At 62.7% G+C, this 11,484-nt stretch carries 10 protein-coding genes and 1 pseudogene; 2 read left to right on the top strand and 9 right to left on the bottom strand.

Annotation, left to right across the window (positions count from 1 at the left end):
* Positions 1 to 123, top strand: a 123-nt coding sequence (locus tag GEV06_11710; GenBank protein ID MPZ18562.1) for a hypothetical protein, incomplete at its 5' end; no start/stop codon positions are given.
* An 81-nt stretch (positions 124 to 204) separates the two neighbouring features.
* Here the strand turns inward: GEV06_11710 and GEV06_11705 are convergent.
* Positions 205 to 729, bottom strand: a pseudogene (locus GEV06_11705) (hypothetical protein).
* 45 nt (positions 730 to 774) lie between these two features.
* Positions 775 to 1,644 (bottom strand): hypothetical protein, encoded by an 870-nt coding sequence (locus GEV06_11700; protein ID MPZ18561.1) that lies wholly within the window; start codon positions 1,642 to 1,644, stop codon positions 775 to 777.
* Between the two features lie 443 nt (positions 1,645 to 2,087).
* Here GEV06_11700 and GEV06_11695 point away from each other — a divergent pair, with 443 nt between their 5' ends.
* Positions 2,088 to 3,137 (top strand): glycosyltransferase, encoded by a 1,050-nt coding sequence (locus GEV06_11695; protein ID MPZ18560.1) that lies wholly within the window; start codon positions 2,088 to 2,090, stop codon positions 3,135 to 3,137.
* A gap of 7 nt (positions 3,138 to 3,144) precedes the next feature.
* Here GEV06_11695 and GEV06_11690 read toward each other — a convergent pair whose 3' ends face one another.
* The 7 genes from GEV06_11690 to GEV06_11660 form a co-directional block, all read right to left on the bottom strand.
* Positions 3,145 to 4,278, bottom strand: a complete 1,134-nt coding sequence (locus GEV06_11690) for a glycosyltransferase (GenBank protein MPZ18559.1) — start codon at positions 4,276 to 4,278, stop codon at positions 3,145 to 3,147.
* Positions 4,279 to 4,354: 76 nt separating this feature from the next.
* Positions 4,355 to 5,131 carry an FkbM family methyltransferase gene (locus GEV06_11685; protein MPZ18558.1) on the bottom strand — a complete coding sequence of 259 codons (777 nt, stop codon included), beginning with the start codon at positions 5,129 to 5,131 and terminating at the stop codon, positions 4,355 to 4,357.
* Between the two features lie 23 nt (positions 5,132 to 5,154).
* Positions 5,155 to 6,438 (bottom strand): hypothetical protein, encoded by a 1,284-nt coding sequence (locus tag GEV06_11680; GenBank protein ID MPZ18557.1) that lies wholly within the window; start codon positions 6,436 to 6,438, stop codon positions 5,155 to 5,157.
* 59 nt (positions 6,439 to 6,497) lie between these two features.
* The gene (locus GEV06_11675) at positions 6,498 to 7,811 is read right to left on the bottom strand and encodes a hypothetical protein (GenBank protein MPZ18556.1); all 1,314 of its coding nucleotides are present in this window, start codon (positions 7,809 to 7,811) and stop codon (positions 6,498 to 6,500) included.
* A 135-nt stretch (positions 7,812 to 7,946) separates the two neighbouring features.
* The gene (locus GEV06_11670) at positions 7,947 to 9,215 is read right to left on the bottom strand and encodes a hypothetical protein (GenBank protein MPZ18555.1); all 1,269 of its coding nucleotides are present in this window, start codon (positions 9,213 to 9,215) and stop codon (positions 7,947 to 7,949) included.
* A gap of 10 nt (positions 9,216 to 9,225) precedes the next feature.
* On the bottom strand, positions 9,226 to 10,332 hold the full coding sequence (locus GEV06_11665) for a glycosyltransferase (GenBank protein MPZ18554.1): 1,107 nt from the start codon (positions 10,330 to 10,332) through the stop codon (positions 9,226 to 9,228).
* Positions 10,329 to 11,483, bottom strand: coding sequence for a glycosyltransferase (locus tag GEV06_11660; GenBank protein ID MPZ18553.1), 1,155 nt, complete (start codon positions 11,481 to 11,483; stop codon positions 10,329 to 10,331). The genes GEV06_11665 and GEV06_11660 overlap by 4 nt, the downstream gene beginning before the upstream one ends.
* Position 11,484 lies beyond the last annotated feature (1 nt).

The following is an 11,484-nucleotide window of genomic DNA, read 5'->3' as shown; positions in this document are numbered from 1 at the left end:
CGGCAGTATCCCCTCGGGGTCAAGGTACCGAATGCCGAGATGGACAGTCTGCTCCTGACTCGAGCGGAGTTTCATGGCGACTGGAATTACACCATCCATCCACGTGGGGAAGTTACTCAGTGATCAGGTTATTTCTGATCAAGTCCTTAGCATCGATCCCCCAAACACACGATCCCCAGCCCCTCCTCGTTCCCTGTCTTCCTTCCGGTTGGCGTGAGGGAACGGGATCATCGGCACAGGCGCGCCCAGGAACGGGCAGAGTTTCTCCCAGCCGTCTCTCCTTGCAAGATCCATCACCAGCAGATCATTCGGCCGCTGTTGGAAATAAGCAAGAACTTCTCTGTTGTGATCTTCATATCTCTTGACGTAGATTTCTTCATTGCCCTCCGGACAACCCACGCCGTAGATCCATTTCCTCATCGGCGTTTCTCTTGTGCGGAAGTGCTGCACCTGACTCCGGATCCATGCATCTGAGTTCCTCAGCATCAGGATGAACTTGCTGCCCGGCCACCTGTGGTCCATCTCCTTGTAGATAGCCGGCCAGGGGTTGTCCTGGAACGCGTCATATTCTTCCACGAGTCTAGAGGCCAATGTGTACACGTTCTTGCCAATATCTGGATCATTGACCCCGTTTGGCCCCGTCACCCTATAACCGAGCTCTCTCAACGCCACCGCAAGGCTCGTAGTCCCTGTCTTGTGAAAGCCGATGCAAAATACTTTGGGTTTCATTTCTCGGTTTCCTCACCAGGTGGAACGGCCCAACAGCGACGGTATCTATAGCGCAGAAGGGAAATGCCTCAGGACCTCTTGTGTGTGCTCCCTGATGTACTGTAGCTGCTTCTGATCGAACAATCTGCCAGCCTTGCTCGTTGGCCGCTCTATTGTTCGATTCGGTCGAGCCTTCCACGCTTCTCGCTCGACGGTGATGTTCTGAATGTTGTAGGTCAGCATGTCTTCCGACACTTCTATGCCCAGAACGGTCGCCACAGGTTGTAAGGCTCCCAAGGGAGAACAGGCTAGGTCCTCATACCGGAGGAACACATGGTTCTGGCGCCCACGCATTCTCGCTGACATAGCTATCGCTCCTTTCCAGTACGCAACCGCACGTTCCAGTCCCTGCTCTCCACCAAAGCGGCTGGCAAAAGCTTCATACCTTGCGGCCGCGTCCATCAGCGAGGCTATGTTTGCCTCCGGCTCGCGAATGACATGAATGAAGCAACTGTCCGGGAAATATCGGCTGAGACGATCAACGCAGAACACATGCTGCGGGGTTTTCTCCACAGTCTTCTTCCCTCCAGCCACTTCATCGAGAATGCGCTCGAATGCGCTCATTATGGCTCGCAGGCGCCGCGAAGCAGGGACCAGCTCTCGAAGGTCTTCCCTGCCGATAGATGCGAGCCATTTGTCAAACAATGGCCCCGGCCGTGTTCTCGTGAAGCCGCATCGGTGGAGAATCTTGTTACACAATATCCGTGGCAGCCTGCGGGGGCCGATAAGCAGGCCATATCTACGAAAGTCAAGATCCCGGAAGAGGTGATGAAGAATATTGGTTTCTGGGAAAGACACATAGTCAGGATGCGCCGACAACATCGACTGAACCAAGGTCGTCCCAGACCGCGAGCATCCGACAATAAATGCATTCATACCAAAAGAGATTACTTGGTCTCAGTAGTAACAAGCTCCACGGACAGTAGCTGACACTTGAAACGGCTGCCTGACGTATATCGCCCGTTGCGCAGCTATTTGTAATGGTCCTGTAAAAGGTGTCCTTTGCCGATGATAGTGCTACGGAGTATAACATGGACGCTGTCGAGATACGAGCCCCGCGGTTCTTCTACTAGATACGGCGACGCACGATGCACGGCCGTGTGTCACACGCACCGGCCAATGCCGGAAGGCACGGCGCCACCCACTCGCGTGCGACCGCCCGAGATTCGAGGGACGAGCGTGCGGCGTTGCTCAGCAGATGCGCGCCGTCCCCCGGATCGGAGGTGCCGCGGCCCTGCGCCCCTCAACGGCGTCCGCACACCGCCAGTGGCAGGTCACACCGATCAAAAGGACCCACGCGACGGGCGCCGTGCTCGTGAATTCCTGGCAGGCAGGAGTGCCCGTATACTACCCATGTGCATGACCAGCGGCGCATTTCGGTTTTGATTCCGACGTTCAATCGTGCAGACTTCCTGGAGACGATGCTGACGAGCGTGCTCGCTCAGACCGTCCCGATCAGCGAAGTTATCGTGGTCGACGACGGGTCGCTGGACGCGACGGCGAGCGTGGTCGGCGCTCTGCTCGACCGGCGGCCGGATTGGCGCAGCCGCCTGCACTACCTTCACCAGACCAATCATGGCAAGAGCGTCGCGCTGAACAACGCGCTGGCTCGAGCCGCCGGGGATTGGATCGCATTCAACGATTCAGACGATCTCTGGTGGCCTGAAAAGGTCGAGTGGCAGCTACGGGCGCTCGCGCGGTATCCAGAGTGCGGCGCCTGTTTTACGGACGCACGGTTCGTGAACAATCCGGCGATGGATACGACGGCGTTCCGGCGGGCAGAAAAGCGCTACGTCGACCAAATCGGTCGAATTTCAGATCCCGTTCGCTTCGTCGTCCATTCATCGCATGGCGTGTTCATGCAGACGCTCCTCGTGAGGAAAGACGTCATGGCGCGGGTTGGCCAGTTCGACCCGCGGCTGCGCGTGTCGCAAGACACGGACTTCGTGTTTCGGTTGGCTCGTGAAACGACCTTCTGTTACGTGAATCTCCCCTTGGTGGATATCGATCGTCGGGCCGCTCGATCAGGAGCGTTGACATCCGAGTTCAGCCGACAGAGCCTGACGCGGATCCAGGCGCTCGAAACCATGCTGCGGAAATGGCTCGACATGGCGGATGGTGAGCCTGGCGACGTCAGACACCGGATTCAGGTTCTCTTGCGGGATCGGATCAACGAGCTCTCGGACTGGCACCTGCTTCACGGGACGGCGCTGGATGCTCGTCGCGAACTGTCTCGCGCTCTCGGTGTCCGATTCTCGACACGCTTGGCCGCCAAGCTGGTGCTCCTCTATCTGATGCCGAGGCGACTGCAGGCCGTCGTTCGACAACGGACGGCGGCGCGGCCAGGCTTCGTTTCCCGTACCACGTAGGAATCTGTTACTGGGCGACAGCGGCGTCATAGAGTGCTTCGAGCTTGGCACCTTGCCGCCGGACGTCGAACCGCTCGCACACGTACTCGCGCCCCCTTCGACCGAGCCGTTCGCCGAGGGCGCGATCGGCGAGCACCGCATCGAGCGCCTGCGCAAGCGCCGGGGCATCCCCCTCCGGGACGAGCAGCCCCGTCTCGCGGTCCATGACGGCCTCCGGAATGCCCCCATGCCGTGTGGCCACGACCGGCACTGCGCAGGCGGACGCCTCGTTGAACACGATGCCCAACCCCTCGCAGTCGCCCGTCACCGCCGTGCGGCTGGGAAGACAAAAGACTTCTGCGTGCCGCATCAACCGCAACACCTCCTCATGAGGCTGGACCCCAAGGAACCGGGTTTGCTTCTCGACACCGAATTCATGCGCCAACTGATGCACACGTTCTGTGAGCGGACCCGCCCCGACCTGGATGAGCGAGACCGATGGGTGCCGTTGCGCAACGACGGCCCACGCTTCGAGCAACGTATCGATCCCTTTCTTCTCGCTATGACGTCCGACGCACAACACGTAGCGCGCGTCTCTCGCCGATCGCGATGCGGGGGTGAAGTAGTCGAGGTCGACGCCAATGTAATGAACGTGGATCTTCTCTTCGGGATAGCCGCGCTCTAGGAGTCTGCGCTTGATGTACTCGGATATGGCAATGAACGCCGTCGCCTGTGCCTTCAGAGCTCGCTCATGGAGCATGTACTGCACGAATTGGAATTTCGTCTGGCTGCCCTTCCGCCACGAGGGCCGGCGATGAGAGGTGATCTCGTACCCATGAACGGAGACGACGAGCGGAATGTTCAGCCGGGCCGCCAAGGGCAGCGCATAGACGCCATCGACCGCGAAGTGCGCGTGCAACAGGTCGTACCGCTCCGATCCAACAGCCGCAAACAGACGAGGAGAACGCGTCAGCGTGTGGAACGTCTGCTTCAGCTTGTACACATCCCCATCGCTGATCGCGAACGTCGGAAACCTCGTCTCTCCTCTTCTCCTCCTCACGAGAAACGTCGGGGTGTAGGTGCGAAGGTGGGCGGCTTGTTGGGTGATGAACGTTTCCGAGGGCACCGGGTACACGGATCGGTAGATGCCAACATGCTTCATGGTCATGTCATTGAGAACGCCGCCGATGGAACAGTGGGCGACACGCTGAGGCTGACGACCGCAGACGAGAGCTCGCTCATGCACTCCGCCTTCGGAAGAACACGACGTTCTCGAGACGGCTGGCCCGTTCCTGCGCAAACTGCTGCCGCGCGAGGCCCGCGAAGAGGTCGTCGACGGCGGCGCGCCCCGTCCGCCCTGGATGGACCTCGAGGCAGATCTTCTCGACACCGTCGAGCGCGAGCTTGTCGAAGAGATCGACCTCACCACCTTCGATATCGACGATTAGGTAGGTCGGTCGAAACGCCTTGACGATGGTGCGAACGTCCAGCTGTGGCACCGTCGTCTCGCGGGCGCCCTTGAACGCGGTGAGCGATGACGCCCAGAAGTCGCGATGGATGAAAAAGGGCACCTCCGTCCTGCCATCCTGACCGAGTACGGCATTCCTCACCGTCGGACACACACCATTGAGGCGAAAGTTTCGCTCCATGAGTGGAATGAGCTGCGGGTTGGGCTCGACTATCAGCACATCGTCCGGCCGCTGTACGATGTGCGCGGCGATGATGCCAGTGAAGCCGATGCCACCGCCCACCTCGAGCACACGGTCGTCCGGCGTCACCGTCGAGCGGATGATGTCGACCTCGGCGGCTTCGTACCCGCCGCGATACAGCGAATCCACAATGGCTGGAGAGAGGAGATCCCGATCCACCGCGAGGCGAACACCGAAATGGCAAATGATGGCGGGCCGAAACGTGCGCCGCGCGGCGTAGGTCACCGCCCGGCCAGGCTGGCGAATCACCGGCGTCACGCCCGAGCGACTGCTCAGCGCTCGCTGGAGTTGTCGTCCGCGGATCATCTCCGTCGGCCGCGACCTCCCACTCAGCAACCCAAGAGACCACACAATAGCCGCTCCAATAGCCCCCGTTGTGTGAGCTCGATGACCGTGAGCGCACCGGTGACCTGCACCTCAACGAATGCCGTGGCCGTCGGGGCCTCCCATATCGTGACCGAGCCGTCACGGTCCCATTGATGGAGACGGACCCGCATGACCTCTGGAAAGCTGACCACAACGCTCTGGGCTCCGGGATCGAGGCGCTGACGGGTAACAGGATCCCAGCTTGGCACCCCTAACCACAGCGCCAGGTAGTGTGTGCCGTCGCGCGTCTGGAACGCCATCTCGCGCACCTCGTCTGTGCTCCCCATGAGGGTGTAGGAGAGGTCCTGCGGCGTAAACGATGGCCCCGGGTCCGACAGCAGATTCAACAGGTGCTTGACCGCGTTGAACGCTGGCTTCGGCGCGCCGGTCGCATCGAGCAGTCCGTACCCACCCGACCTGGGGAAGTCGACGAGCTCGTAGATGAATGTCCGCACGATCCCGGCACGAAGCTGCTCCAGGAGCACCCTCGGCATGTAGAGGCCCGCGATGTCCGGAGGAACAGGATCGAGCGCCGCCTCGATATCCTGATACCCCGTCTCCGTTGTGACCACCGGCTTACCGGCTGCGTAGCGCTCGGCGAGGTCGCGATTCCACCGGATGCTCCCGTATCCGTTCGCGTCCCAGCCGTCCGTCTCGGGCTCGCGACCCGAGAAGTAGTTGTGCAGGTTGCTCACGTCGAAGTGCGCGCTGACGTCACCGAGCATCGCGTATGCGCGCTCGCTGGTCAGCGACGGAGCGTACACCGGGTACTGCTCCAGGCCCGGCGTGTCGCGGAGCACACCCAGGCGTTCGACCGTCGCCGTCAGGACCTGGACCCAATTCGGGTCGTTGGACATGTCGTACTCGTTCGGGCCCTCGTACGCTTCGAAGCTCTGACTCACACGCGCGGGATAATCGATCCACAGCTCCTCCGCCTGTCCGGGGGCGGTAATGAACGTCCCCCTGATGCCCGCCGCGCCAAGCTCATTGTGTCGGTCGTAATAGGTCTGCCAAGTTGTATCGATGAGGCCGTCACGCACGTGGCGGACGCCGAGCTCGATCAGGCGGTCCTTTATCAGTGGGAACTGACTTCTGTACAGGGTGCTGTCGTAATGTAGGTGGATGTTGACACCTGCCGCCTCGACCAGGCGATCGGCCTCCATCGTCTGTTGGGCGTAGACAGCCGAGGGCAGCGCCGTCGCCATGAACGCGACCAGCACCATCCGGTACGATTGAATACGAGCCATGGGCGTTGACTCCTTGGATGCGCCGCTCGCTGGGGATCCAGACACTTCGTTTCGGGTCCTCACGGCTTATCGCTCACGACCCGCAGGTTTCCTGGCGCTGCTGGTGCGCTCTGCGCGAGCTCGATCACGACCAGTCGATCGGCAACGGCCACTGGAATCGTCTCCCCTGGTGTCGACCAGGGCGTCGTCGACACGGCGCCGGCGGTCTGCCATTCGTGCGTGCGCAGGCGACGCTCGGCGCTCGGCAGCGTCACCTCGACGCGCTGGGCTGCTACGGTGATGCGAGTGCCCGTGCTCAGGTCGTAGCTTGGCCGAGGCAGCCAGAGCGCCAGGAAGTACGTGCCGTCGCGCTTCTGGAAGGCGAGGTGACGCACGTTACCACGCTCGTCTCCGATGGTGTACTGCAGGCGCTGCGGTGTGAACGCCGGACCCGGATCGGCCAAGAGGCTCAAGAGTCCCTTGACGGCCGTGAACGCAGGCTTGGGCGATCCATCTTGCTCGAGCAACCCATAGCTGCCTGATTTGGGGAAGTCGATGAGCTCGTACAGGAACGTCCGCACGATGCCCGCGCGAAACTGTTCCAAGAGGACAATTGGCATGTAGCGGCCGGCCACATCCGCTGGCACCCAGTCCACCTGCGAAGCGCTGTCTTGATAGCCTGTCTCGGTCGTGACGACCGGCTTGCCCGGAGCGTGCCTGGCCGCCAGGTCGAGATTCCACGCAATGCTTCCGAATCCATTCGCGCCCCAGCCCTGGGTGCTCGGCTGCCGTCCAGCGAAGTAGTTGTGGAGGTTGGCGAAGTCGAAGTATGCGCTGACGTCCCCCAGCGTCTCGTACGCGTTCTCGCTCGTCAGCGACGGCCCATACACCGGGAAGTCGGTGACGCGCGCGTCGCTCTTGAGCTTGCGGAGGTGCGTGAGCGTCGCGGTCAGGACCTGCGCCCAATCCGGGTCATTCGACCTGTCGTACTCGTTTGGCGCCTCGTACGCCTCGAAGCTGTGGCTCACGCGCGTGGGATAGTCGATCCAGAGCGCTGTGCTCTGCTCGGGACTCGTGACAAATGTGCCCTTGATGCCCGCCGCACCGAGCTCGTTGAGGCGGTCGTAGTACCCTTGCCAGGTCGTGTCCACGAGACCATCGCGCACATGGCGTACGCCCAGCTCGATCAAGCGGCGCTTGATCAGCGGGAACTGACTCCTGTACGGCGTGTTGTCATAGTGCAGGTGGATGTTGACGCCCGCCGCGTCGACAAAGCGGTCCGCTGCGATTGTGTCCGGCGCGACCGTCGACGCGGACGGCGCCAGCGCGGCACCAACCGTGAGCAGCGCAGCAACGGTGAGCGGGGCAACACGAGCACGGTCTCTCGTCTCCATACGGTTCCTTGTGCTTCAGGTTCTCGACAACACTTGGCTCAGCGGTTCCCGCCCCGCGAACGGCGGCCTTCGGCCCGACTCCCCGACGCTCTCTCGAGCGCTCGAACATGACCTGGCGAGTCCAGTGTGTCGTTCTCAACGGTTCGACGCCATCTCCACAACCACGAGCCGATCAGCGACGGGCACCGGCTCCATCGCCCACGCCCTCGACCAAGGTGAGGTCGAGACGGAGCCATCGATCTGCCATTCGTGCGTGCGCACGCGCTCCACGTCACGCGGCACGGTCATCACGACGTGCTCGGTGGCTACGTTCACGCGCTTGCCGTCCTCCTGGCTATAGCTCTGCTTGGCCAGCCAGAGCGCGACGAAGGAGGTGCCGTTACGCTTTTGGAAGGCCACGTGACGCACGTCGCCGCTGTCGTTGCGCACGGTGTACGCGAGATCGCTCGGCGTGAATGGAGGCCCCGGATCAGCCAGCAGGTTGAGCAGGCTCTTGACCGCGTTGAACGCAGGCTTCGGCGAGCCGTTCTGATTGAGGAGTCCGAAGTGGCCGGACTTGGGAAAGTCAATCAGCTCGTACAGGTACGTCCGCACGATGCCGGCGCGAAACTGCTCCAGAACCACGATTGGCATGTAGCGACCGGCGACATCTTGTGGCACCCAGTTCTCTTCCGACGGGTGGTCCTTGTAGCCCGTCTCCGTGGTGACGATCGGCCTGCCCCGCGCGTATTGCGTCGTGAGGTTGAAGTGCCAGCTGAGGCTCCCGTAGCGCTTTGGCCCCCAGCCGCGTGTGCTCGGGTGACGTCCGCCGTAGTAGTTGTGGAGGTTGGCGAAATCGTAGTAGTCGCTGAAGTCACCGAGCTGCGCGTACGCCTTCTCCGACGTCAACGACGCGCCGTAGATCGGAAAGCGCGCAACGCGACGATCCGCCTTGAGACCGTGCAAGCGCCTGAGTGTATCCCTCAGGACGGGCGCCCAGTCGGGCCTCCTCCCCTTGATGTCGTACTCATTGGGCGCCTCGTAGGCTTCGAAACTCCTCTTCACCCGCGTGGGATAGTCCGTCCAGAGCTCGACACTCTGCTCTGGTGCCGTGATGAACGTGCCCTTGATGCCCGCTTCACCGAGCTCGTTGTGCCGCTCGTAGTAGCGCCGCCATGTCGTGTCGACGAGCCCATCCCGCACGTGACGGACGCCGAGCTCTAGCAGCCGACGCTTGATGAGCGCGAACCGGTCGCGATATGGCGTCTTGTCGTAGTGCAGATGAATGTTGACCCCGACCGAGTCGACGAGACTATCGGCCGCCGCCGGCAGCGACACGCTGGCTGACCGGGACGGCCTCAGCCACGAGCACGCCAGCACCAGGGCGGCGACAAGCACGGCGACACGAGCACAACGGTCGACCATGAAGTGAGCGCTATAAATATCGAGGGTTGATGATTCGGCCGGTCAGCACGAGCGACAGGCGCGTGGGCGCGATGCGGATACACAGAAGCGCCGCGGCCAGGAAGAGCCGCTTCAGCGCATTCCCGCGGACCCTCCACACCGGTCGCAAATGGGTGGTGAGCGGCACGATCATGCCCTCATCACCGAGACGACCAGCCAAGTAGTCCAACGTCAGCAGTCGCCAGCTCCGGGACTTCCACTCTGACCTGTCCACGGCATGGCCCAGCGACGTGGCGACCTCCTCGAGCCGGCACGCGCGCGCCTCCTGCCGGGCGACGGTCTTGCGGATCTGCGCCGGCGTCAGACCGGCTTTGGCCGCGTTCATCCCGTTGTTGTGGACGCGGTAGACCGCGCGGGGTCCCGTCTTCAAGGCCACGATCTTTCCGAAGAGGGGAGCCGTGTCCATCAGCAACGAGTCCGCGCCGATCCCCTTCAGCGTTTCGGGAAGCGGGATCACCTGTTCGAGATAACGGCGAGCCCAGGCGTTGCCCGATTGCGGCGCCGAGATGAATGCCCCTGGCCCTCGGGCCAGGACCAGGTCGCATAAGTCGCCTTCACCTGGTGGCTCGCCGGGAATCGTGTCGAGCGGATACGGGGCCTCTTTCAGGATCGTGAGGTACGCCTGCGATCGGACGACCTCCGGATCGCGATGTGCGCGCACATGATCCGCCACGGCACCCGGCAGGAGAAAGTCGTCGGCATCCACGAAGATCACGACGGAGCCGTGGCTCAGCGCGAACCCGCGATTCATCGTGGAGGCCACCCCGCCATTCGGCTTGAATGCGGAAATGACGCGGCCGTCGTATGACTCGATCACCGCGCGGGAGTCGTCGGTCGACCCATCGTCGACGACGATGACCTCCAGCGGCTCGTAGTCTTGCGCCAGCACACTGTCGAGGCACTGCTTCAGATAGCACCCGTAGTTGTGGTTGAGCACCACGACGCTGACGCGTGGACCGCCTTCGCGCTCCGCGCTTCGGCGGGCAAGCCTGCCGTCGCATGCGTTCGGCGAGGAAAGCCCGCGGTCGAGGAGCTTCGACGAGCCACGCTCACCCGCGGCGGCTCCAAGGAGGGTCATGAGTACACCACCTCTTCCATGTATTCGGTCATACCCCGTACCATCGTGTCGACGCTGAAGCGCGCCTTGGCGCTGCGACGCGCGGCTTTCCCCAGCTCATTCGCGCGCTGAGGGTTCGCCAGCAGGTCCCGCACGGCGGTGGCGAGCTCTACCGGGTCTCCGGGCGACACCAGAATGCCCGTCACGCCGTCTTCGAGAATCTCTTCGACACCGCCGGCACGCGTGGCGACCACCGGTCGCTCGGCCAGCATGCCCTCAACGATGACGCGGCCGAACGGCTCAGGCGCCTTGGAGGTATGCAACACCGCCTGCACGAGACGCATGAGGCGGGGGACGTCGGACCGGAAGCCGAGAAATCGGACGCGATCGGTCAGCCCGAGTCTGGTGACCTGCGTCCGTAGCGCGGCGCGGTAGCGTTCTTCACCGAACAAGGCGTCGCCGACCAGCAGCAGCCGCACGTCGGGCAGGTGGCACATGGCCTCGAGCGCGACGTCCTGTCCCTTCCACTCTCCCAAGCGACCGAACAGGCCGACCAGCGGCTTCCCATCCAACTGCAGCTCTCGTCGCACGGCCTCGACGTCAGCCTCGGTCACGGCATCGAACGCGTCGGACGCGATCCCGTTGTAGACGACGCGCACCTTGTCCTGGCGACCACCTTGGGCGACGAAGGCTGCGGCCGAGGCTTGGGAATTGGCGATGACCCGGCGCGCCACGTAGTTCGCCAGCGCCACGTCGATTCGGATGTTCGTGCGGCTGAAGTGCGCCGGGATCAGCAAGTCGTTGAGATCCCAGATCACCGGCCGGTGAGCGAGCACGCCAGCCAAACAGGCGACGACGAACGCTTTCTGCGAGTTGGCGTGGAGGCAATCGTGCTGCCGCGCGAGACCGGCGATGCGCCAGCCGAGTGCGAGGGCACGCGAGGTGGCCCGAAAGCCAGGCCAGTCAGTCTCGCGCCGCACGGCTCGCAGGGCGTCGCCCCCGTCGATGACGACGACACGAATGCCTTCCTTCGCGAGGCGCTCGCGAAACGGTCCGTCTGCCAGCAGCACGACAGTGGATGTTCCGCGGTAGGCGCGGGCCACGTCGATGAGTGACAATTCGCCGCCGCCGAGCGTGCCAACGTGGTCGATGAAGAGCACCCTAGACCTCATG

It is taken from the genome of Luteitalea sp. (assembly GCA_009377605.1).
Classification (GTDB): Bacteria; Acidobacteriota; Vicinamibacteria; order Vicinamibacterales; family Vicinamibacteraceae; genus WHTT01.
Note: the sequence above shows the minus strand (reverse complement) of the source record. Positions and strands in the feature narration are given on the sequence as shown.

What these genes read in the sequence shown, in the direction of transcription:
- GEV06_11700 (MPZ18561.1), bottom strand. Translation starts at nt 1,644, where the DNA reads ATGAATGCATTTATTGTCGGATGCTCGCGGTCTGGGACGACCTTGGTT.
- GEV06_11690 (MPZ18559.1), bottom strand. Translation starts at nt 4,278, where the DNA reads ATGAAGCATGTTGGCATCTACCGATCCGTGTACCCGGTGCCCTCGGAA.
- GEV06_11685 (MPZ18558.1), bottom strand. Translation starts at nt 5,131, where the DNA reads ATGATCCGCGGACGACAACTCCAGCGAGCGCTGAGCAGTCGCTCGGGC.
- GEV06_11680 (MPZ18557.1), bottom strand. Translation starts at nt 6,438, where the DNA reads ATGGCTCGTATTCAATCGTACCGGATGGTGCTGGTCGCGTTCATGGCG.
- GEV06_11675 (MPZ18556.1), bottom strand. Translation starts at nt 7,811, where the DNA reads ATGGAGACGAGAGACCGTGCTCGTGTTGCCCCGCTCACCGTTGCTGCG.
- GEV06_11670 (MPZ18555.1), bottom strand. Translation starts at nt 9,215, where the DNA reads ATGGTCGACCGTTGTGCTCGTGTCGCCGTGCTTGTCGCCGCCCTGGTG.
- GEV06_11665 (MPZ18554.1), bottom strand. Translation starts at nt 10,332, where the DNA reads ATGACCCTCCTTGGAGCCGCCGCGGGTGAGCGTGGCTCGTCGAAGCTC.
- GEV06_11660 (MPZ18553.1), bottom strand. Translation starts at nt 11,483, where the DNA reads ATGAGGTCTAGGGTGCTCTTCATCGACCACGTTGGCACGCTCGGCGGC.